The organism is Bacillus sp. EU55, assembly GCF_038005925.1.
Lineage (GTDB): Bacteria > Bacillota > Bacilli > Bacillales > Bacillaceae > Bacillus > Bacillus velezensis.
In genome coordinates, this window is the sequence record NZ_JBBOUE010000001.1 from 2,492,751 (window position 1) to 2,514,196 (window position 21,446).

General features: G+C 46.1%; 21 protein-coding genes and 1 riboswitch. Of the genes, 2 read left to right on the plus strand and 19 right to left on the minus strand.

Annotated elements, in window-relative coordinates:
* Window positions 1-13: 13 nt before the first annotated feature.
* The 11 genes from sleB to NYE50_RS12820 all read right to left on the minus strand — a co-directional run bounded on the left by sleB (window position 14) and on the right by NYE50_RS12820 (window position 10,320).
* On the minus strand, window positions 14-883 hold the full coding sequence (gene sleB / locus NYE50_RS12770; RefSeq protein ID WP_007409447.1) for a spore cortex-lytic enzyme: 870 nt from the start codon (window positions 881-883) through the stop codon (window positions 14-16).
* Window positions 884-1,013: 130 nt separating this feature from the next.
* Complete coding sequence (gene prsW, locus NYE50_RS12775) at window positions 1,014-1,670, minus strand: glutamic-type intramembrane protease PrsW (protein ID WP_003153415.1); 657 nt, start codon at window positions 1,668-1,670, stop codon at window positions 1,014-1,016.
* Window positions 1,671-1,766: 96 nt separating this feature from the next.
* On the minus strand, window positions 1,767-2,750 hold the full coding sequence (locus NYE50_RS12780; protein WP_014418270.1) for a YpdA family putative bacillithiol disulfide reductase: 984 nt from the start codon (window positions 2,748-2,750) through the stop codon (window positions 1,767-1,769).
* A gap of 105 nt (window positions 2,751-2,855) precedes the next feature.
* A complete protein-coding gene (gene gudB / locus NYE50_RS12785; protein ID WP_003153413.1) occupies window positions 2,856-4,130 on the minus strand; it encodes an NAD-specific glutamate dehydrogenase in 1,275 nt (424 codons plus the stop codon).
* 160 nt (window positions 4,131-4,290) lie between these two features.
* Window positions 4,291-4,875: a genetic competence negative regulator gene (locus tag NYE50_RS12790; protein WP_003153412.1), complete on the minus strand. Its 585-nt coding sequence runs from the start codon at window positions 4,873-4,875 to the stop codon at window positions 4,291-4,293.
* 151 nt (window positions 4,876-5,026) lie between these two features.
* Window positions 5,027-5,815: a metallophosphoesterase gene (locus tag NYE50_RS12795; RefSeq protein ID WP_022553024.1), complete on the minus strand. Its 789-nt coding sequence runs from the start codon at window positions 5,813-5,815 to the stop codon at window positions 5,027-5,029.
* A gap of 86 nt (window positions 5,816-5,901) precedes the next feature.
* Complete coding sequence (locus NYE50_RS12800; protein WP_007409443.1) at window positions 5,902-6,360, minus strand: YpbF family protein; 459 nt, start codon at window positions 6,358-6,360, stop codon at window positions 5,902-5,904.
* Between the two features lie 68 nt (window positions 6,361-6,428).
* The gene (locus NYE50_RS12805) at window positions 6,429-7,199 is read right to left on the minus strand and encodes a LysM peptidoglycan-binding domain-containing protein (protein ID WP_014418272.1); all 771 of its coding nucleotides are present in this window, start codon (window positions 7,197-7,199) and stop codon (window positions 6,429-6,431) included.
* Window positions 7,177-7,764 (minus strand): CPBP family intramembrane glutamic endopeptidase, encoded by a 588-nt coding sequence (locus NYE50_RS12810; protein ID WP_007409441.1) that lies wholly within the window; start codon window positions 7,762-7,764, stop codon window positions 7,177-7,179. Before NYE50_RS12810 ends, NYE50_RS12805 begins: the two co-directional genes overlap by 23 nt.
* Window positions 7,765-7,778: 14 nt before the next feature.
* The gene (locus NYE50_RS12815; protein WP_014418273.1) at window positions 7,779-9,269 is read right to left on the minus strand and encodes a RecQ family ATP-dependent DNA helicase; all 1,491 of its coding nucleotides are present in this window, start codon (window positions 9,267-9,269) and stop codon (window positions 7,779-7,781) included.
* Window positions 9,262-10,320 carry a helix-turn-helix domain-containing protein gene (locus tag NYE50_RS12820; RefSeq protein WP_014418274.1) on the minus strand — a complete coding sequence of 353 codons (1,059 nt, stop codon included), beginning with the start codon at window positions 10,318-10,320 and terminating at the stop codon, window positions 9,262-9,264. Before NYE50_RS12820 ends, NYE50_RS12815 begins: the two co-directional genes overlap by 8 nt.
* A 268-nt stretch (window positions 10,321-10,588) precedes the next feature.
* Here NYE50_RS12820 and NYE50_RS12825 point away from each other — a divergent pair, with 268 nt between their 5' ends.
* Complete coding sequence (locus NYE50_RS12825; RefSeq protein WP_003153403.1) at window positions 10,589-10,837, plus strand: ferredoxin; 249 nt, start codon at window positions 10,589-10,591, stop codon at window positions 10,835-10,837.
* A gap of 135 nt (window positions 10,838-10,972) precedes the next feature.
* Here the strand turns inward: NYE50_RS12825 and NYE50_RS12830 are convergent, their stop codons facing one another.
* Entirely contained in the window at window positions 10,973-11,545 is a 573-nt protein-coding gene (locus NYE50_RS12830; protein WP_003153402.1) for an ECF transporter S component, read from the minus strand.
* A 147-nt stretch (window positions 11,546-11,692) separates the two neighbouring features.
* A riboswitch (FMN riboswitch) is annotated at window positions 11,693-11,827 on the minus strand.
* Window positions 11,828-12,034: 207 nt separating this feature from the next.
* Here NYE50_RS12830 and serA point away from each other — a divergent pair.
* Complete coding sequence (gene serA, locus NYE50_RS12835) at window positions 12,035-13,612, plus strand: phosphoglycerate dehydrogenase (protein ID WP_003153401.1); 1,578 nt, start codon at window positions 12,035-12,037, stop codon at window positions 13,610-13,612.
* Between the two features lie 46 nt (window positions 13,613-13,658).
* Here the strand turns inward: serA and NYE50_RS12840 are convergent, their stop codons facing one another.
* The 7 genes from NYE50_RS12840 to resA all read right to left on the minus strand — a co-directional run bounded on the left by NYE50_RS12840 (window position 13,659) and on the right by resA (window position 21,413).
* Window positions 13,659-14,723, minus strand: coding sequence for a sugar dehydratase (locus NYE50_RS12840; protein ID WP_224988122.1), 1,065 nt, complete (start codon window positions 14,721-14,723; stop codon window positions 13,659-13,661).
* Window positions 14,698-15,282: an RNA polymerase sigma factor SigX gene (gene sigX, locus NYE50_RS12845; protein WP_014418276.1), complete on the minus strand. Its 585-nt coding sequence runs from the start codon at window positions 15,280-15,282 to the stop codon at window positions 14,698-14,700. The genes NYE50_RS12840 and sigX overlap by 26 nt, the downstream gene beginning before the upstream one ends.
* Before the next feature lie 190 nt (window positions 15,283-15,472).
* On the minus strand, window positions 15,473-17,254 hold the full coding sequence (locus tag NYE50_RS12850) for an ATP-binding protein (RefSeq protein WP_224988088.1): 1,782 nt from the start codon (window positions 17,252-17,254) through the stop codon (window positions 15,473-15,475).
* Window positions 17,251-17,973, minus strand: coding sequence for a DNA-binding response regulator ResD (resD, locus tag NYE50_RS12855; protein ID WP_003153397.1), 723 nt, complete (start codon window positions 17,971-17,973; stop codon window positions 17,251-17,253). The genes NYE50_RS12850 and resD overlap by 4 nt, the downstream gene beginning before the upstream one ends.
* Before the next feature lie 81 nt (window positions 17,974-18,054).
* A complete protein-coding gene (gene ccsB, locus NYE50_RS12860) occupies window positions 18,055-19,230 on the minus strand; it encodes a c-type cytochrome biogenesis protein CcsB (protein ID WP_224988086.1) in 1,176 nt (391 codons plus the stop codon).
* Between the two features lie 18 nt (window positions 19,231-19,248).
* Entirely contained in the window at window positions 19,249-20,877 is a 1,629-nt protein-coding gene (gene resB / locus NYE50_RS12865) for a cytochrome c biogenesis protein ResB (RefSeq protein ID WP_224988084.1), read from the minus strand.
* Window positions 20,874-21,413: a thiol-disulfide oxidoreductase ResA gene (resA, locus tag NYE50_RS12870; protein WP_045925489.1), complete on the minus strand. Its 540-nt coding sequence runs from the start codon at window positions 21,411-21,413 to the stop codon at window positions 20,874-20,876. Before resA ends, resB begins: the two co-directional genes overlap by 4 nt.
* Window positions 21,414-21,446 lie beyond the last annotated feature (33 nt).

Genomic DNA, 21,446 nt, shown 5'->3' on the forward strand with positions numbered 1-21,446 from the left:
ATTTTGCGTACTTTTACTCACAGAAAATGTGTTTTCCGATTCTTTTTATCTGCGGACGTCCCCAAATCCATTTGCTTGTCGCCGTATCAGGATTGAAATAATAAATCGCGTTTTCAGAAGGATCCCAGCCGTTGATCGCATCAAGAACCGCTTCTTTTGCCCTTTCATTCGGCTGCATATATATTTGGCCGTCGGCAACGGCGGTAAACGCGAGCGGTTCGAAAATGACGCCGGCCACCGTATTCGGAAATAACGGGCTTTTAATACGGTTTAAAATAACCGCGGCGATGGCAACCTGCCCTTCAAACGGCTCACCGCGCGCTTCCCCGTACACAGCCTGTGCCAAAAGATTGATGTCGTTGTTTGAGAAACCGCCAGGCATATTGGCCGCTGTCGTATTTTGCTTTTGATTTGACTGACCGCCTGTATTGTTTTGCGGCTTTTGAGCAGGCTTATTCGTTCCCGCCGGCTTCTGCGTTCCGGCTCTCGGTTTTGTTTGGTTTTCCAATGGGACGTTGCCATAATGAGTGAACGTATTCCCTTTTTGGATCTGCTCCATTACATATTCACGGTAATATTTTGATTTTGAAATCAGCACCTGTTTGGTTTTCGCGCCGACGAGGCCGTCAACCGGCTTCATGCCGAATTTCTCCTGAAAATTTCTCACGGCCCAGTATGTGGTCCAGCCGTAAACACCATCGATTTTCCCGTTATAAAATCCGTTATATTGAAGACGGGCCTGCAATTCTATAACATCATCACCCGTCGCGCCTCTTTGAATCACTTGATTTGAAAACGCATGAACCGTTTCATGATGATCGAAGAAAGCGGCGGCGAAAGAAAATAGAATGAGACATGCCATAAAGGCTCCTTTGCACTTCATCTCTTCAAGCCTCCTACTGCAAAATTTAAAGTGTACCCGTATTGTCTGTCACGAGGTTATTTTTATGCACGTTTCCTTCTTATCCCCTGTCAAGGCATAAAAAAGAAACCGCACGCGACGCGCGGTTTCTTCACACTTGGATCATATTGACGGAGCGTGCTTTTTTTGCCTTTCGCAGCCCGAACCACCATAAAAACAGCATAAACGGCAGCATATAATATACCCAATGATTGAGGGCGGTAAGAATAAAATCGTAAGAACCGTGCAGACATGAAGGCACGGCCAGCGAAATCACAAGCCATTTGACACGGGCTTTTTTCTGCGAAAAGCGGGCTTTTCCGAGATAAAATCCCATAATCACTCCGATCAGCGCATGGCAGGAGACCGGCAGAAGCGCCCTGATGAAAGCATGCTCAACGCCGTGGCCGAATAGATACAGAATATTTTCAAGCGTGGCAAATCCTAAAGACACACTGGCCCCGTAAACGATTCCGTCATAATGCTCATCAAAATGAGCATGCGGATACACACTGATCATCAGAACGAACCATTTCACCGATTCTTCCAGAAATCCCGAAGACAAAAACGAAACGAAAAAGCTTCCTCCCCCCACATGCTCTTTTTCAAGAACATATTGGATAAACATGGTCGGAAACACAAGGACAACCCCGAGAAAAAAAGACCTCAGCACCATATGTACGGGTTCATTGTCATACTGATCTTTTAAATAAAAATAGCTTAACAGCGCAATGCCGGGAGCAATTCCTGCAGAGATGATTGCAAACATCAGGCAACCTCTTTCCTTTATATTCCTATATCTATGGTACCATGTTGTTCATATTTTTACATCTTTCAATTTTTTTAAAAAAGAGCATATGAATGATCATATGCTCTCTCTACCCAGCCGTTTTGATATTTCGTTTGCGATCAAGCCGCCGTGAAAACGGCCGTTCTCGATAAAAATTTCATTGGCGTTATTTCCAGCCGCAATGACTCCGGCGATAAAAACACCGTCAACATTTGTTTCCATCGTTTCTTCCCGGAAAAACGGCCGGCCTGATTCAGCATCAATCCGCACACCGATTTTTTCGAGGAAACCGTGATCGGGATGGTATCCCGTCATGGCAAATACGAAATCGTTTTTCAGCCGGACCGTCTCATTTCGGCCGGAGCGGAAAATGATTTCATCTTCCGTCACTTCTTCAAGACAAGCGCCGAATTCCATCCGGATTGTGCCGTTTCTGACAAGGGCCTCAAACTCAGGCAGAATCCACGGCTTGATGCTCGGAGAGTACTCATGTCCTCTGTAGAGCACAGTGACGCGCGCACCGGACTTCACCAGTTCCAAAGCCGCGTCAACACTTGAGTTTTTCCCGCCGATCACAGCAACATCTTTATCAAAATAAGGATGGCCTTCTTTAAAGTAATGAAATACCTTAGGAAGCCCTTCACCCGGGATGTTCATATAATTCGGATGATCATAATATCCTGTCGCAATGATACAAAACGGAGTGAGGTAGCGGTCTTTTGATGTTTCTACAAGAAAACGGCCGTCTTCCTGTTTCGTTACGCGCTCCACTGTTTCAAAGGCGTTTACGCGCAGCTCTTTTCTTCTGACGACCTCTCTGTAGTAAGAGAGAGCCTGTATTCGGACCGGTTTTCTGTTTTCCGTAATAAAGGCAACATCGCCGATCTCCAATTTTTCACTTGAACTGAAAAAAGTTTGGTGGGTCGGATAGTTATAAATGCTGTTTACGACATTCCCTTTTTCGATCACAAGCGCGTTCACGCCAATTTGCTTCAGATGTATAGCCGCCGATAATCCGCAAGGACCTCCGCCTATTATAATTGCTTTTTCTTCTGTCATGTCCTTCAACTCCTGCGATTGGCATTTCCATCATAAGTTTCCACTCATATAAAAAATCTCCTATATTATCATAGGAGATTTTTTTTGTTTATGCAAACGATTGGTTTATATCCAGCCTCTGAAACGCGAAGCCTCAGCCATTTTCCGCACACCGACCATGTAAGCCGCAAGCCTCATGTCAATCCGGCGGTTTTGGGACATTTCATAAATATTATTAAACGATTTTATCATCATATTTTCCAGTTTTTCCTCGACTTCTTCTTCACTCCAGTAGAAGCCCTGGTTGTTTTGAACCCATTCGAAATAAGAAACCGTTACACCGCCGGCGCTCGCCAGAACATCGGGAACCAGCAGCGTTCCTTTGTCTGTCAGGATTTTCGTTCCTTCCAGTGTCGTCGGTCCGTTTGCCGCTTCTACAACGATTTTCGCTTTGATGCGGTCAGCATTTTCTTCTGTAATTTGGTTTTCGATCGCCGCCGGGACAAGTATATCACAGTCCAGCTCAAGCAGCTCCTGATTCGTAATGGTGTCATTGAAAAGCTTCGTCACCGTTCCGAAGCTGTCTCTGCGGTCAAGCAGATAATCAATATCAAGACCGTCCGGATCGTAAAGGCCTCCGTACGCGTCAGAAATTCCGACAACTTTCGCGCCGGCGTCATGCATAAACTTGGCCAGGTAGCTGCCCGCATTTCCGAAACCTTGTACAACGACGCGCGCGTTCTGAATATCGAGACCTTTTTTCTTGGCCGCTTCTTTTATGCAGATGGTGACGCCTTTTGCCGTAGCTGATTCCCTGCCGTGGGACCCGCCGAGTACAAGCGGTTTTCCCGTAATAAAGCCGGGTGAGTTAAATTCATCAATTCTTGAATATTCATCCATCATCCAAGCCATAATCTGCGAGTTTGTAAATACGTCAGGTGCCGGGACGTCTTTAGTCGGTCCGACAATCTGACTGATTGCTCTGACATATCCCCTGCTCAGCCTTTCAAGCTCTCTGAATGACATATTTCTCGGATCACAAACAATTCCGCCTTTACCACCGCCATAAGGAAGATCAATAATTCCGCATTTTAAACTCATCCAGATGGAAAGTGCTTTCACCTCTTTTTCAGTTACATTCGGGTGAAAACGAATGCCGCCTTTTGTCGGACCTACGGAATCATTGTGCTGCGCACGATAGCCTGTAAATATTTTCACAGACCCGTCATCCATCCGAACAGGAATTTTAACCGTTAATAATCTGAGCGGCTCTTTCAGCAGTTCATACACTTCTTCTGGATACCCCAATTTTTCCAGAGCTTTATGTATTACGGTTTGGGTTGATTTTAATACATCATGTTTGTCTTCTTCATTATGACCGGTGAATCGATCGGCTGCCATTTGAGTTAACCTCCTAAAATCTTCTGTTTCTCTCATGCTCCCTTTCAGTGACTAGTATACACCTTCAATATCTCCGTGCATAGAAGAAAGACAATGATTTTTCCATTATTTCGCTTAAAAAAAGACGGCCGCTGAAAACAGCTGCCGTTTCAAATCTTTTTTATGAAAAATGTTTCTGGATGGTCTCCACAGCATTGCCGTCCATGATGAGTTTTCCGTACTCATGGAGTCTGTAAATCGTAATCGTCGCCGGGTGTCCGTATTCAGCCAGCACCGCGATGACGCCTTCGGCGGAACGGGAGCCGAGGTCTTCAAGGCTTACATAGTATTGGTTCTCATAGTGGTAGACGGTGCCGCCGGTAATCCCGATTCGGTGAAGGCTTCCGGCAAGCTGAATGATATCTTCAAACGAATGGAACTGATAAATAATATCCGGGCTTTCGTCAAGTTTGACCTGCATCTCGATATAATCATCGTCATATTCGTCATCTTCTGCGTCCGCGTCATGATTTTTCGTTACAATCACAACCATGCCTTGTGCCTGAAGAGAATATACTTCCACCGCGATCGGACCATTCGCTTCAAAGCCGAGCTCTGTATTTGCTTCATTCATCATATCTTTAAATAACTGGTGGACTTTAAACGAGTCCTTCCAGAGGTCTTCTTTTGTCAGTCCACGATCAGTCAAATCGTCGAGGGTTAAAAAGATTTTAATCTTATTATAGTTCAGACGCTCAAGCCGCATAATGTTCCCTCCTGCCTCTTCTTGCACACAAATCATATAACACAGTATATGAATAAATGAGTCATAGGTTCTTAATTTGTTATCAGTTTACACCGTGTACAGCGGGAAGACAAGCAGAATGCCGTTTTTTATCACCGCGGCCGGGTTTGTTTCAGGAAGACGGCTCATCCGGTCCGCACAGCGTAATCATATGCGTCTCCGGTTTCGCCCCGAGCCTCAGCGGAACTTTTGTCGTCCCGTAGCCGTTGCTGATCAGGTAATGCGCTTTTTTTACCGTTCCCGTCCCGCCCAATTCGTACGGCCCGAACCGGCCGAAACGGATTTGGCCGCCATGCGTATGGCCGCTGAACACAGCGTCAATCCCGTCTGACTCCCTCATCTGCTCATGGATGTCCGGGTTATGGCAAAGCAGGAGGTTTACTTTGTCAGCATCCGTATATCTGATTGCAGATTCGTAATCATCCATCATCATCCTGATATCATCCACCCCGCAGATCGTAACGGTTTCCCCTTTATAAGCAAACTGAACCGATTCATTTCTCAGCGGGATCACTTTATATGCCCGTAAAAGAGAGAGCAGTTTTTGCTGGCTGACCTCGTAATCGTTATTTCCCCACACATACATGACAGGCGCAAGAGCCGTCAGACGTTTGATGTTTTCTTCAATTCTGGCGTAAGGAACTCCGCCCTCCGCCAAATCACCGCCGAGCAAAACGGCATCCGGCTTATGAACTGCCGCTTCGCGGAGAAGCTTTTCATCAATTAAACGGCGGTGCACGTCAGATATAAAGAAGATGGTGAGCGGCTTCATCCCCTTCATTTTATCAAGCGTAAATGTATGTGTTTTCAGATGGCTGCCGTTTGCCGTTTTGTACATAACGGCCGCCATAACCGCAGCCGCTCCCGCCAATGAGCCGAGAATTCCCGCTGTAAGCTTCATAAACGCACTCTCCATTCTGTCATTGTCTTATATTAGACGGACAAACAAAAAAAGACGTTTCTATCCTTTCCGGAAAACGCCTCATTTTATTTGCTTTCAAAATAAAGATTGATATCATACCGATGTTTCATCAAGTGAAAAACAGATTCTCTCGCCCTCCATTTTTCAGGCTGGGGCCATAAATCCGTGCTTTTTTGGATAATTTCACATCTCAGTTTATGAAATTCACCCTCAGCTTTTTCTTCCTTTTTTTTAAAATAATAAGAAGTGCAATACGCAAAAGCGGAAGCCATAATCCAGCACAAGTAAACCGTATGGCCTAATATTTCCTGCAGAATCAGCTGCGGAGAGGCTTGGGGGGCATTAAAGCTTTTAAACATCAGCAGTATGCACATCAGGGAAAAACAAACGAGGGACGCCCACTGCCATCTTCGGCATTGTGCGGCATAATTTTCGTATTTTAATTTCCGTTTCACCAGCGCCTGAAGCATTTGTTTCGTCGGTCCGTCAGCAAATCGGTCTAATTGCTTCCATAAAGAATCCATGCGCTTCACACCTTGTCCGTTTTCATTGGTACACTATATGAAAAACACGGTGAAAACATGCATTTATTTTAATCAGACAGCGGAATGTTCAGAACCTGGCCGGTGTACACGTCGTTTCCGTTTAATCCGTTGTAGCTGCGGATTTTTTCTTCGCCCGCCCGGCTTTTATAATATTTCATTGAAATGCGGTAAAGCGTTTCTTTCGGCTGTACAGTATGCTGTACGGTCCGCACTTTTTTCGGGACAGTCCCGGCTTGATCACTCGCGGAAGCCGGAGCCGCTTTTTCACGGACAGCCGGCGGAGACTGCTGTTTTGTCTCCGCGTATTCGGTGTCTGTCGGCTTTACTTGTTTTTCTGAGGGCGTTTCCGTTTTTTCAGGTGTTTTTTCACTTGGTTTTTCTTTCGTTTTTTCAGATGCAGCCGCTTCTTTCTTATCTTTGTCGTCAGACTTTTTTTTCTGTTGTTCTAAAAGAGCGGTTTCTGACGTTTCTTTCTGAGCGCCTTTCGGAATAACGGCAGGCGCGCTTTCACTGTGGTCTATGAAGACATCTTCATAGTCCTTCGGGTCAAATCTGCTGCTGTTCGTCATATAAAGAAGACCGAAAAAGACACCGATTGTTACGATAATGAACAGGACGGTCAGAAAAGTGAACAGCGGCGTTTTTGTTTTGGTTTTTTCCTTTACCTGCTCTTCCTTTTTTTTACGCTCCTCTTTTACAGATTGTCTTGTCGGGAGGCTGTCTTCAAGATATTCAATTTGTTCATCCGCGGCCGCGGCAACCTGCTGCTCGGCACGCAGCTGAGCTTTTCTTCTTTCAACTCTTGACATTTCCGTCATGCAAACCCCTCCTAACATATTGAAAACGGATCTGACAGGCAAATACCGCATCAATAATAAAATGCGCTGTAACCGGAACGAATAAATTGCCGGTCCATTCATAGATAAGCCCCAGCAAAAGACTGATGCCCGCAACCATCATAAACAGAAGCCACTTCGCCAAGTATCTGAAATGAAGCACGGTAAAAATGAAGCTGGCGGCCCATAAGCCGATATGTGTCTGCAGAACACCTCTGAACAAAATCTCTTCGCTGAACGAAATGAGAAGCGTCAAAAACAAAATGTGCAAAACCGGCCTGTTCTTAAAAAGCAATACATTAATGCCGCCGTCATCATATAAATGCGAAGGACACCATTTCATCACCGCAAGATCGGCAAAAATGACAAGGACGGCAAGAGTTACACCGTACCATATGATATTATCGTCACGTATATGCCACAGCTTTAAAAAATCGTGAATGTCGGTGAAAAAGAAAAAGCCAATAACAGCTGAAACCGCCAATATGAGCAATTGGGTGGCATACAGCTGCATCACAATCTCCCGGTCTGAGAGCTGCCGGATCAATTCGCTTTGCCGTCTCAGCTGAACTCACCCGCAGACTCTGAACCGAAAATCCGGCCTAATTCCAGCTTCCAATCTTCAAACCGTTCCATGTTTTTACGTTCTCCTTTTTGCTCGTACGGAGCCAGATCAAGTCCGCAGCTGCTGCAGCATTGTCCGGTTTGACCATCAGGCTCATACGGTTCATCAAAATAAGACAGCAGCGCTTCTCTTATACATTCTTTCCGCTCTAATAACGCCGAAAAACGATTCATTTTACGCAGCTTTTTTTCCACGCGGTATGTCAGTTCTTCCTGCAGCTGCTCTTTTGTGGTTTTTCCTTGCAGATACAGATGGACGGCCGTTCGCGCCTGTGTTTCCTGGACGCCCTTATTGATCAGAACGTCCCGAAGCTTTCGCTCATCACCCGTACCGGCATCCCGTATGACGGCCAGAATGGCTTCCAGGTCATAATCAGACAGGCTTTCTGTCTGAATAATCTGCTGCTGAAGCTCGGTATCGCCGGGCGCCCTCAGCAAAATACTGACACTCGGGCTGCCGTCGCGTCCCGCTCTGCCGATTTCCTGCATAAAGGCCTCGGCCGTTTGGGGAGGATAAAAGTGAATGACAAAGCGGATATCTGACTTATCCACACCCATGCCGAACGCATTGGTGCAGCAGATGCAATCAAGCTGGTTATGGATAAATTGCTGCTGGATCAAGATTCTGTCCCCTGTATCCATTCCGCCGTGATAATAATCCGTCCGCTTTCCCGTTTTTTCATTCAGCTCAGCCGCAAGCTCTTCCGCCCATTTTCTGGTCGGACAATATATGATACCCGGGCCTTCAAGCTTTTCGGCAAGCTCCGTGAGCCTGCTTATTTTCTCGGCATTATCCGCCAAATGTTCTGCCGCCAGGAGAATATTCGGCCGGTTGACTGAATAAAGATGACGCACCGCATGCTCAAGGCCGAGCACATCCGTCACGTCTCTGAGCGTTTCTTTTGTCGCTGTTGCGGTCAGCGCCAATACAGGCGGCTTTCCGAGTGCCTGCCTGAAAGGTCCGAGCTTCGAATAATCAGGCCTGAAATCATGTCCCCATTCTGATATGCAATGAGCCTCATCAATAACAAATAAACTGACCGGGACATTTTTCAAACGGTTCAGCACATAAGGTGAAGAAAGGGCTTCAGGAGACATATAGAGAAATTTATACCGGCTGATGTTGCTGAGGATAAAATGCCGCTCTGCGGAATTCAGCATGCTGTTTAATGCCGCAACCCGCTTTTCCCCTTTCGCTTTCAGCTGCTGCACCTGATCTTCCATTAATGAAAGAAGCGGTGAAATAATCAGCACCAGCCCGTCCATCATGTAACCCGGGAGCTGATAGCATAATGATTTTCCCCCGCCGGTCGGAAGCATGGCGATCGTATCTTTTTTTTGGAGCACGCTAGTCATAATCTCTTCCTGCCCTTTTTTAAAGGAATGCAAACCAAAATACCTGGATAAAGCTTTATGCAGCTCAGTCATGCTGATTCACCGTCTTTGCCAGCGCCAGCCTGATCTGAAAATAGCTGAAGCGCATCTGCATTCCTTCGCGAATCCGTTTAATTTTATTCGTTTGATGCTGTTTTGCAAATGCCGTTATCATACGCTGTTCCTCTTCAGAAAGATACTGTTCTATAAAAAATGCAGGCTGGTGCAATGATATTTCTACGATATGATCTTCGATTGTGGCGGTTTTTAAATTTCTGACCGCGGCGATCCGTTCAATCGGAAACCCTTTTTCCAACAGCTCAAAGGTTTTTCTGGCAGACTGTGTCAGCGCGCTTTCCGCCTGCAGATCGGACAGCAGCTCGCGCAGAGCGGGATATGCACATTGCGGAAGCGATTGAATAACATAATGTACCGCTCCCCAAAACTGGACGGACACATACCATTCATCTTCGTTCAGCTGGAGAGCGAGCTGCTTATTCGTTTTGCCGATTCTGTTGAATGAAGTTAAAGAATAGACAAAAATAAGCGCCTGCCGTTCACTTACGCCTTGCAGAAGCTGAAACAGCGCGTCATGCATTTGGACGGAAAGCTCTTTAGCATCTCTGTTTTTCCGCATGAACCGTTTGACCCATCTCAGCGTCTGCACATCGTTGGTAACCGGGATATATTGACTGCATTGATGCTCTTTGTTTGACAGGACTTGAATGAGCAGGGAAAGCCGCCTCCACAGGGTGCCAGCAGGCGTTTGATAATTCGCGCCGTGGCAGTGCTTCGGCCAAGGCCGCTCGGCAAACGCCCGTTCAAGCTTTTGAACGCCGCGCGCAGTCACTTTCCACGTCCCCTCTTCTTTTCCGGCTGTGATGTATGAGCTCTCGGTGAGTTTATGCAAAGAAGCAGCAATATCGCCGCGTTCACACTGTGAAGCCATGCCGAAATATTTAGCGATCTGAAATAAGCCGGCATCCTGAATGGTTTGAGACGACTTTTTTCCTTTTAATAAATGAAACACAGCACTCGGAGTCCGTTCGCCGTCTATTTTGTCCAGACAGTCGAGAACCACGGTATCAAAGAAGTTTATCGCCAATCTAAACACACCTACATTTCTTCTGTGACAAGTTTCGTTTTTTGGTTCTTTTTATTTTAACAGATTTTCATATAAATTTGACGTTTAAAGTCATCTTTTAGGGGGAAGTGCTAAAGAGAATCCCTTATGTGATAAGCATTCTCAATCATTTTTCTGTTGAAATTTGACACTAACATCATTACAATAAGTAAGAGGAATAGGTGTTATATTTAAAAATATATAAGGTAAACCATTTGTTCCAACACGAACAATCTGGGAGGTTTTATTCATGGCAAAGTACACAATTGTAGATAAAGATACGTGTATTGCATGCGGCGCCTGCGGAGCTGCGGCACCAGACATTTATGATTATGATGATGAAGGCATTGCGTTCGTTACGCTTGACGAAAATAAAGGCGTCGTCGAAGTTCCGGAAGTTCTGGAAGAAGATATGATTGACGCATTTGAAGGATGCCCTACTGATTCAATCAAAGTTGCGGATGAACCGTTCGAAGGCGACCCGCTGAAATACGAATAAAAAAGCCCTCTCCGTGAGAGGAGCTTTTTCGTCCTGAATAAGACTCCGGCTGTTATCGGCCGGAGTCTTATTTTTTGCGATCAGCACAAACAAAAAAGCGTCCGGCTGTTTTCACAGAGCGGACGCTTTCAGTCTTTATTGTGTTTGGATGCTGCGTTTTTGTTCAATCCAAGGTTTCAGCTTCGTAAAGATGAACGTAAAGACGATGGTGATGATAATGCCTTTTACAATGTTAAACGGCAGAATTCCTGCGACAACCGCCGTTTTTAACTGGCTGTTTGACAGTGCCGGTGAATGTAAAAACCAAGTATACGCGGGCAGGATAAGAATATAGTTCAAAATACTCATCAGCACGGTCATCGCCGCGGTTCCGGCCAGAAGGCTCACCGCAAGACCTTTTGCAGAATTGAGCTTTTTAAACATAAACGCCGTCGGCAGAATAAACAGCGTTCCCGCGATAAAATTGGCTGCCTGCCCGACAGGCACGCCGGCCATGCTTCCTTGAATGATATACTGCAGAATATTTTTAATCGCTTCAACCGCAATCCCCGCCGCAGGCCCGTATACCAAAATGGCGATAATTGCAGGAACGTCACTGAAATCAATTTTCAAGTAATCCGGCAGACCCGGAAACGGGAAATTTAACAGCATAAGCACAAAAGCAATACTGCTAAGCATACTGATGACAACTAATTTTTTTACTTTCACAATGCTCTCTCCTTTTCGATCAAATCTCTCGAAAAGAGGAAAGGTTCTTTTGCGCCCCAATAAAAAAACCGCTTTTGTTAAAAAGCGGGAGCTTACTAAGGCTTGGCAAAGAAACGTTTGATATAAGCATCAAAACGTCTGCTGAACCTCCATCTTCTCCCATCCAGACTATACTGTCGGCTCCGGAATCTCACCGGATCCTGCCGCCGAAGCAGCTCGCGGGCTTAGAGCATGATGCTCATCACCGCCGGTAGGGAATTTCACCCTGCCCCGAAGATTGATCTTATGAATTTATTCACATTATATATGATCAAATTGCAATTGTATAGAGAACTGCTCAAATTTAAATAAAATATTGGGGAAGCCCGATTTTCAGCTGATTCTGCGGTGTCCTTTTCTCCTTTACTGCGTCACTACACATTGACACTCTATTGAGAATATGATAAATTATCAGATATTTAGTCAGCTAAACTAGGAGGAAATCTAACAATGTTTCGAGTTTTGGTCTCAGATAAGATGAGCAATGACGGCTTAAAGCCGCTGATGGAATCAGACTTTATAGAAATTGTTCAAAAAAACGTCGCGGATGCAGAAGATGAATTACATACCTTTGATGCCCTGTTAGTCCGCAGTGCCACGAAAGTAACCGAAGAATTGTTTAAAAAAATGACCTCTTTAAAAATCGTCGGCAGAGCCGGTGTCGGGGTAGACAACATCGACATTGATGAGGCCACAAAACATGGGGTTATCGTGATAAACGCGCCGAATGGAAACACCATTTCAACGGCAGAGCATACATTCGCGATGATTTCTTCATTAATGAGACACATTCCGCAAGCCAATATCTCAGTAAAATCAAGAGAATGGAACCGGACGGCTTTTGTCGGGGCGGAGCTCTACGGAAAGACTTTAGGCATTGTCGGTCTGGGCCGGATCGGAAGCGAGATTGCCCAGCGCGCCAGAGCGTTCGGTATGACGGTTCATGTATTCGATCCTTTCTTAACCGAAGAGAGAGCCGGCAAAATCGGCGTAAACAGCCGGACATTCGAAGAAGTGCTTGAAAGCGCGGATATCATTACCGTCCACACGCCTTTAACAAAGGAAACAAAAGGACTGCTTAACAGAGAAACCATTGCCAAAACAAAAAAAGGCGTCCGCCTTATCAACTGCGCAAGAGGCGGCATTATTGATGAAGCTGCGCTTTTGGAAGCGCTGGAAAGCGGCCATGTCGCAGGCGCTGCCCTTGACGTGTTTGAAGTGGAACCGCCAGTTGAATCAAAGCTTCCCGACCATCCGCTGGTGATCGCCACACCTCACTTAGGCGCTTCAACGAAAGAAGCACAGCTGAATGTCGCGGCACAGGTTTCTGAAGAAGTGCTGCAGTTTGCAAAAGGTCTGCCTGTCATGTCAGCGATCAATCTGCCTGCGATGACGAAAGATGAATTCAAAAAAATCCAGCCTTATCACCAAATTGCCGATAAAATCGGAAGTCTCGTGTCACAATGTATGAAGGAACCCGTCAAAGATGTTGCGATTCAATATGAAGGCACCATCGCCAAACTTGAAACATCATTTATTACAAAAAGCCTGCTGTCCGGTTTCTTAAAACCGCGTGTAGACTCAACGGTCAATGAAGTGAACGCCGGCGGTGTAGCAAAAGAACGCGGAATCAGCTTCAGCGAGAAGATTTCCTCCAATGAATCAGGATATGATAACTGCATCAGCGTAAAAGTAACCGGAGACCGGAGCACATTTACGTTAACGGCTACGTATATCCCTCACTTCGGTGAACGAATCGTTGAACTGAACGGCTTTAATATTGACTTAAATCCTGCCGGCCACCTCGTTTATATCCAGCACCAGGATACGACTGGTGTAATCGGACGCGTCGGACGCATCCTCGGCGATAACGATATCAATATCGCTACCATGCAGGTAGGCCGTAAAGAAAAAGGCGGAGAAGCCATTATGATGCTTTCTTTTGATAAACATTTAGATGATAAAGTCGTCAATGAGCTGACTTCAGTTCAGGATATTGTTTCCGTTAAACTGATTGACCTTCCGTAACCAACAAAAAACCCAAAACATTCATATGTTTTGGGTTTTTTTACGTTTAATGGCTTGGAAGCGGATTAGGCGCGGCAGGCACAGCGATAGGTTTTGTCACATCATAATTACCGATTTTCTTTGTATGCGCATGTGTGAACAGCACCTCAGAATAACCGAATTCCTTCGCGGTTAACAGAAGCCCTTCGATCATTAAAATCCCTTCCAGCGAATCTTCAACCTTATGTTTTTCGGACAATTGAATCCGCAGCTGCTCGCCGTCTTCCCTTTCCGATACCGATGCAATCGCACCTGCTTCTATAATGCTCGCGGTCTGTGAGCCTCCGTCTGTTGTCTTCATCCCGTCAATAGCCTGATATACTGAATAATAGGTTTGTTCAGACGGGATGAGATACTCTTGTCCCAGACTGTCGCTGTAAGAAAAATACGCCCGGTTTGTCTGTTTATGTACGGACATCTCAGCGGAAATGCCGTAAGATTTATAAAAATCCTGTCCGGCTCCGTTTTGAACCTTTTTCAATTTAATCCGCTCGTAAGGACTCCATGTCAAAGTCTCTTTCAGCATCTTTTTCAATAAGTCAGCATCGGCAACTGATTCGATAGAAAGCCGTCCGTTTACCTGCACAAGCAAATCCTTCTTATCCGCCGTTACCTGCACACCGTCCAAAAGGTTCGGCACAGAAAGGAAGGATTCGGGCACTTCTAGGTTTTCCGCTTCGGATAAAGCCTCTGATACCGATTCATCCGGCTTCTTTTTTTCAAAACTGACCGGAATGACGGCGGATGTTTCTGAATCGGCAAATGCCAAAGTAATGTAATTGTTTTTGTTTTGGTTTGAGACGACGAACGTCTTCTGATCCGGCGGCTTGACAGAAGCTGACTGACTGGCTTTTTCAGTCTGGCGGCTGTCAGCGGTCAGATCACCGGAAGATTTGTTTGTCATCAGGTGAGGAGATATAATCAGAGCGATGCACAATGCGCAGACGCCGGCTGCGGCGGGGCCGATCCAGCTTCGGGCCGGCTTTTCCCTGTACGGTTTACCCGTTTCAATATTCCGGTAAATGGCCTCGGGTGAACGATAATCTCTAACCGCCGGAAGTTGTCTTAACAACTCCTCTACTCTTTCTTCGTTCCAATATGACTTCATCATCCATTAGCTCCTCCCTCAAAAGCTCCATCTGTTTCCGAAGTATTTTGAGCCCTCTGTGTTGGGTCGTTTTGACTTTGCTTTCCGAGAAGCGGAGAGCGGCGGCTGTTTCCTGAATGGAATATCCCTGAATAAATCTCAAGATAATAACAGCTCTTTGATCAATGGTGCAATGATCAAGCGCGGTATAAATTTCCCGGACGTTTTCATGCTGTACGGCGAGTTCGTCCGGAAGCAAATGCTGATCTCTGACATCTTGTGTATCCCAATCAAACGTACCCATAATACGCTGTCTGATCGTCTGCTGCTTGCGGAACCAGTCAATCGCCACATGGCGTGCGATGGACAACAGCCATGTTTTTTCACTGCTTCTTCCTTCAAATGTATGATAGGAATTCAAGACGCGGATATACACTTCCTGCGCCAAATCTTCAGCCTGCGACTTATCTTTTACCATATAAAATAAAAATTGATATAAATCTTGATGGTATGCATCATATAATATCTGAAAGGTTTCTTCCATGGGAAACCCCTCCGTTCACTTTTTTGTCGTAAAAATGCGTTGAAAAGTTACATTACAACTATATTACAAGAAACTGGAATTTGGAAGGGAATTTATATTAACATATTCTTAAATTTTTTAAAGAAGAAATAAACAAAAACACCCGCATGTTCTGCGGGTGTTTCGTATGGAACAAGATTGTTCGTCAATTTCAGACGCCATCCTGCACTTTTGTCGGAATATAAAATGTAAATGTCGTTCCTTTGTCAATGCTGCTGTGCACCGCAATTGAGCCGCCGTGGGCTTCCACGATATTTTTCACGATGGCAAGTCCGAGTCCGGTTCCTGCCCTGCCCCTTGTTCTCGCCTTGTCCGCTTTATAAAAGCGTTCAAAAATAAAAGGCAGGTCCTCTTCCGGTATTCCCGAGCCGGAATCTTTGATATCGATTTTCAGTCCGTCTTTTACGGTCTGAGCCGCGATATGAACGCTTCCGCCTGACTCCGTGTGGCGCAGCGCATTATCTATAAGGTTGGTAAACACCTGTTCCATTTTATCTTCGTCAAAGACACACTCCGGCTGAGACACCGAGATGTCTTCTGTGAGCGAAACGCCTTTTTCCTTCGCTACCCCGGAAAATTTGCGGGAGATCTTCTCCAGAAATTCATGCAGGTTTACCGTTTCATAGTGCAGGCCCGTATGTCCGGATTCCATTCTGGCCAAATCCAGCAAATCATTGACGAGCCGGCCCATGCGAAGAGATTCATCATAAATGATCTGCGCGATTTCTTTTTTCTCCTCTTCGGTGCTTGCAATGTCGTCCACTATTGCTTCGCTGTATCCCTGCAGCATAGAAATCGGGGTTCTGAGCTCATGACTGACATTGGCAATGAAGTCTTCACGCAATTTATCGAGCCTGCGCTCTTCGGTCATATCACGGAGCACGGCCACGGCGCCGCGGACGTGTGATTCCGCATAAAGAGGCGACATCAATAAAACCCATGACCTTCCTTGAAGCGTCATTTCAATCATTTGCTCTTTTTCCGTGTTCACTGCATTTTGAAATAGCTCTTTTGCTTCAGGGGGAAGGTTGTCTCCTTCTTTAATGTTCATGTTCTGCTCATAATACCATGCCTGCAGAAAACGTTCGGCCGGCGGGTTGGTCACCAAAATGGTGCCGTCGATATTAATGGTAATGACACCGTCTGCCATACTGCTTAAAATATTGGACAGCTGTTCTTTTTCCTGATTCAGCGCGTTAATATGGAAATTGAGCTGCCGTCCCATCTGATTAAAGGCAATAGCCAGTTCCCCGATTTCATCTTGGGTCAGAATCGGAATTTTTGTATCAAACTTTCCTTTCGCCAAGTCTTGGGCGCCTTCCCGCATTTTCCGAAGGGGATATGTCACCCTGCTGGATAAAAAGAACGCGAAAAACGTTGTCAGGACGATGGCAATGCCCGCCGCAAGAAAAATATAGCGGGTTGTATGTTTCGTCGTATCTTTGACGGCAAGCAGCGATTGGGATAAAAAGACCATGCCTTTTTTGCCGTCTTTTTCATACGGCACTCCGACGATCAGCCGTTCGTTATCCGAACCGGCATTGTTGGGCACCGCACGTTTGCTTACTTTTTTGCGGTCTGTCAGCGCCTTGTGCAGATCCCGGTCATGTTTGATCTGCTCTAATGTAATAGAGGATAAATGATTATCGTCATTGGGCGAATACCAGACATGCTTATCATCCTGAATGATCGCGATGCTCGTTAAATTGTCCGCCAGTTCCCACGTGATGGATCTGGCAAGCGGCTGGTCTTCATGATTTTCTATTATGACCGCAATTTTATCGGCAAGCTGCGTTAAATCTTTTTCCGCTTCTTCAACGTGGTAATTTTCTATAAATTCCAGAAGCAGCACCGTTAAAATAAATAAAACAATTAACACGAGTGAAAGAATGGTAAACCAAAGCTTACCTACTACGCTTTTCCAAAACTTCATTCAGCGCCTACCTCAAATTTGTATCCGACTCCCCATACGGTGACGATTTTTTTCGCCGCTCCCGGGGATACTTTATTTAATTTTTCACGGAGCCGTTTGACATGGGTGTCCACCGTTCTGAGGTCTCCGAAAAATTCATACTGCCACACTTCTTTTAAAAGCTTTTCCCTGTCGTACACTTTGTCCGGTGTTTTCGCCAGGAAGTACAGCAGTTCATATTCCTTCGGCGTCAGGCTCACCTCTGTGCCGTCGGCAGTCACCCTGTGAGCATCGTGATCAATAGATAGATGCGAAAAGACGAGCACATTTTTTGTCGGGGTATTGGCTGTCAGATAAGATGTTTGGGAAGCCCTTCTTAAAAGCGCCTTTACCCGAAGCACCACTTCTCTCGGGCTGAAAGGCTTGACGATATAATCGTCCGTACCCGCTTCAAACCCCTGGACGCGGTTGGCTTCTTCCCCTTTTGCCGTCAGCATGATAATCGGCGTCGCTTTTTTTTCTCTGAGCTGCCGGCATACTTCTATTCCGTCCGTTCCCGGCATCATTAAATCCAAAAGCACCAGATCATAATCTGATGCCAGCCCCATTTTAATGGCCTCATCGCCGTTTTCCGCTTCTTCAATCACATAGTTTTCCCGTTCAAGGTACATTCTTAAAAGGCGTCGAATTCTGGCTTCATCATCTACTACTAATATTTTAGTTTCATTTGTTTGATCCATCGTTTTCCCCCTGCTTTCCTTCTGTTACTATCATTTTAACAAACTGTACCGCTGCTTGAGAACTGTATCGGCTTTCGGCATCTATGCGTACGAATGAAGTCCGGCAAGCACGAGATTCACAAAAATTAAGTTAAACATAATAATGGCGAAACCGATGACGGCAAGCCACGCGGACTTTTCGCCATGCCAGCCTCTCGACAGCCGCAAGTGCAAGTACGCTGCGTAAAATAAAAAGGTGATCAGCGCCCATACTTCTTTCGGGTCCCAGCCCCAAAAACGCGTCCATGCAAGCTGCGCCCAGATCATCGCAAACACAAGCGCGCCGAGCGTAAATACCGGAAAGCCGATAGAAACCGCGCGGTAGCCGACTTCATCTACCAAGTCCAGATTCACATTTTTGACGAGCGGACTTAAAAGAGCGCTGATTCTCTTTCTGAATATCAGCCTGAGGGCGCCGTATAAGACGAGACCCGCGCCAAACGACCAGATCACCGTATTGACCTTTCTGCCTGAAAAAATAGCCGGAAGCTCAATAAACGGCTTCATCGCGCCTTCTGTAAGCAGTTCTCCCTCATGCGGGCCGACAAGCGCAGGCATATCATATATCATGACGCTTTTGGCGTCTTTTTTATCCACCCAATTAAATTCGGCTTTGTAGTCCGCCAGCCGGAATGCCGACGTGACGGCGATAAATGCCACGGTCGTCACGAGTATAAACATGATGACTTCAAGCCAGAACGTTTTTTTGCCCGGTCTGGATTGGTCGACATGCTTTAACAGGAAAATGACGCCGGCTACAAAACTGATCGCAAGAATCGCCTGCCCGAGCGCCGCCGTTGTGACGTGAATGTACAGCCAATTGCTCTGCAGTGACGGAATAAGCGGCGTGATGTCTGTCGGAAACATGCTTGCATATGCGATAAGCAAAAGCGCGATAGACAATGTGAACATGCCTAATGAAGGCAGTCTGTAAATAAAGTAAATAATAATAAAAGCGAGAACAAGCATCATGCCGAATGACGTCGTAAATTCAAACATATTGCTGACAGGCGCATGTCCGCTTGCCGACCATCTCGCAATGAAGTAGCCGAGATGACAAAGAAATCCGACAATGGTTAACGTGATTCCGATAGCCGACCAGCGGCCCTTACCGTCCTTTGCGCCTTTTGTTCCCCGGATGGCGCCGCCGAAAACCGGGACGGCAATTAAATAAATCAAAAAGGCAGCATAAAGAAAATTTGCGCTCAGCTCCGCCATGACACCACTCCTTTTTCATTAGGCCTGATTTTTGACCAGTTCTTTTTGATCGGCCGGTTCTTTAATCTCCGTCCCGCTAAGAACATATCCGATATCCTTTTTCAAACCGAACCAGTTTTTGTTCGTATGTCCTGCCACAAGCACTTCGCAGTCACCGGTTTTGATCCAGATCCTTCTGTGCTGCCAGTACATCCCTTGAATGACACCGATCATAAATATCGCGCCCCCGACGGCAAGCACCCATAAGGTTAAATCTTTTCTGACGGTGAGACCTGTAATGTTTTTCGTTTCCACATGGTCGAATTTTAATTTGTACTTGTTATTTGCGGAACCTTCAACAGTCTGCTGAATCGCAACAAAGCTTTTCTCCCCTTTCGGCTTGTCAGGAGCCGTGACTTTAAAGACGAAAGCCGGATTGTTTGGGACCTTTGTTTTCGTGCTCGGTTCTCCGTCCTTATTAAAATAAAAATCAGGAAGATAACTGGCAACCTGCACTTTGTAACCGTTACCAAGATCATAGTCCGTGTCAGGATCAAGAAGATTGATCTTCAGTTTGCCGAATGACCGTTTTGTTTTTTGGTCGATCAGCTGAAATACCATCCGATCGAGCTGGTTTTCTTTATAGTCCACCTGATACACAGAATAGGAGTCAAACCGCAGCGGTTCATTGACGCGGATATCGTTTTCTTTGACTCTTTTAAGCTTTGGCTTTTCACCGAATACGATGTCGCCCTCCCTCTTGTACAAAACCGCATCCGTTGTGAAAGATTTTGCGACTTTGCCGTTTCCGGCTCTGTCAATGGCATCGGCGAATACTTTTTTCTCAGTGTTTTTATTATACGTCTCCATGGTGAATCGGTTGTTTTTTAAGTAATATTGGCCGTCGGTGCCGGGAATCTGGGCGGTTTCGCCTTCACGGACCCAGAGCGTTTCATCGACGTACATACCGGGTACAAATCTCAGCATGGCTCCGATCAGAAAAATGATCAGGCCGATATGATTAACGTAGGGGCCCCACCTTGAAAAACGGCCCTTTTCTGCGAGAATACTTCCCTCTTGTTCCCGCACTCTATAATGCTTTTTTTTCAATCGTGTTCTGATGCCATCAGCCGTATCTCCGCTCAGCTCAGTTTCTGTCCGGCTGTATAGACGCTGCCGTCTTAAAAAGACCGGATTCCGCTGAACGCCTTGATTTTTCAGCGCCCTGTACAACGGAATCACCCGATCCAGGCTGCAGATGACAAGTGATACGCCGATTGATGCGATCAAAAGCATATACCACCATGAGCCGTACAGGTGATGAAAGCCCAGCAGATAATACAATTGGCCGATTGCGCCGTACTGCTGTTCATAGTATGTATCCGGCTGAGCGCCCGGCGGCAGATAAGCTTCCTGCGGAAAAACCGTGCCGAATGCCGACGCCGCCAGAGTAATGACAATCAGCCATATTCCGACTTTAACGGAAGAAAAGAAATTCCATACCTTATCTACAATTGTTTTGTTATATGTTTGCGAACGTCTTGCGCTGCCGTCGTACCGCATATCGGCAAGCGGCGACTTTTGATCATCAAGCGGCTTTCCGCATGACTCGCACAATACCGTCCCGGCTGGATTCACGTGTCCGCATTCACATTTGACCTTTTTCATGAAGACGCCTCCGGCTTAATTAAATTCATATAGTCATGAACCATGCGTTCTGTCATCGTGCCGGTCACCACTTTCACGACTTTTCCGTCGGGATTGATCAAAAATGTCGTCGGGATAGGCGATACGCCGTACGCGTCCAGCACTTGCCGGTCAGTATCAAGCGCAACAGGGAAATTGACGCCGTATGTTTTCATAAAATTATGTACTGCAATTTTTGATTCGCCGACATTTACCGCAATCACCTCGACACCGAGGTCTTTAAAATGCTTGTATTGATTCTCCATATAGGGAAATTCCTGCTTGCACGGCTCGCACCACGTTCCCCAGAAATTCAGAAAAACACCTTTTCCTTTTAACTGACTCAGTTCTATGAGTCTGCCCTCTGTATCTTTCAGCGCGAAATTCGGGGCTTTGGACCCCTCAGATATACGCTCGCCGTTTGAGTAAACAGCATTATAGACCGTATATCCGAGCGCGCAGAGTAAGATGAGAAGGATGCCGGTCCGAATGAATAAACGCCGCCGTTTTTTGTTCATTGTACACTGCTCCCCTCCCCTGCCTGCAAATCC

Excerpts from the sequence above, each read along its gene's own strand:
- sleB (WP_007409447.1), bottom strand. The coding sequence starts at position 883 with ATGAAGTGCAAAGGAGCCTTTATGGCATGTCTCATTCTATTTTCTTTC.
- prsW (WP_003153415.1), bottom strand. The coding sequence starts at position 1,670 with ATGTTTGCAATCATCTCTGCAGGAATTGCTCCCGGCATTGCGCTGTTA.
- NYE50_RS12780 (WP_014418270.1), bottom strand. The coding sequence starts at position 2,750 with ATGACAGAAGAAAAAGCAATTATAATAGGCGGAGGTCCTTGCGGATTA.
- gudB (WP_003153413.1), bottom strand. The coding sequence starts at position 4,130 with ATGGCAGCCGATCGATTCACCGGTCATAATGAAGAAGACAAACATGAT.
- NYE50_RS12790 (WP_003153412.1), bottom strand. The coding sequence starts at position 4,875 with ATGCGGCTTGAGCGTCTGAACTATAATAAGATTAAAATCTTTTTAACC.
- NYE50_RS12795 (WP_022553024.1), bottom strand. The coding sequence starts at position 5,815 with ATGAAGCTTACAGCGGGAATTCTCGGCTCATTGGCGGGAGCGGCTGCG.
- NYE50_RS12800 (WP_007409443.1), bottom strand. The coding sequence starts at position 6,360 with ATGGATTCTTTATGGAAGCAATTAGACCGATTTGCTGACGGACCGACG.
- NYE50_RS12805 (WP_014418272.1), bottom strand. The coding sequence starts at position 7,199 with ATGACGGAAATGTCAAGAGTTGAAAGAAGAAAAGCTCAGCTGCGTGCC.
- NYE50_RS12815 (WP_014418273.1), bottom strand. The coding sequence starts at position 9,269 with ATGACTGAGCTGCATAAAGCTTTATCCAGGTATTTTGGTTTGCATTCC.
- NYE50_RS12825 (WP_003153403.1), top strand. The coding sequence starts at position 10,589 with ATGGCAAAGTACACAATTGTAGATAAAGATACGTGTATTGCATGCGGC.
- serA (WP_003153401.1), top strand. The coding sequence starts at position 12,035 with ATGTTTCGAGTTTTGGTCTCAGATAAGATGAGCAATGACGGCTTAAAG.
- sigX (WP_014418276.1), bottom strand. The coding sequence starts at position 15,282 with ATGGAAGAAACCTTTCAGATATTATATGATGCATACCATCAAGATTTA.
- NYE50_RS12850 (WP_224988088.1), bottom strand. The coding sequence starts at position 17,254 with ATGAAGTTTTGGAAAAGCGTAGTAGGTAAGCTTTGGTTTACCATTCTT.
- resD (WP_003153397.1), bottom strand. The coding sequence starts at position 17,973 with ATGGATCAAACAAATGAAACTAAAATATTAGTAGTAGATGATGAAGCC.
- ccsB (WP_224988086.1), bottom strand. The coding sequence starts at position 19,230 with ATGGCGGAGCTGAGCGCAAATTTTCTTTATGCTGCCTTTTTGATTTAT.
- resB (WP_224988084.1), bottom strand. The coding sequence starts at position 20,877 with ATGAAAAAGGTCAAATGTGAATGCGGACACGTGAATCCAGCCGGGACG.
- resA (WP_045925489.1), bottom strand. The coding sequence starts at position 21,413 with ATGAACAAAAAACGGCGGCGTTTATTCATTCGGACCGGCATCCTTCTC.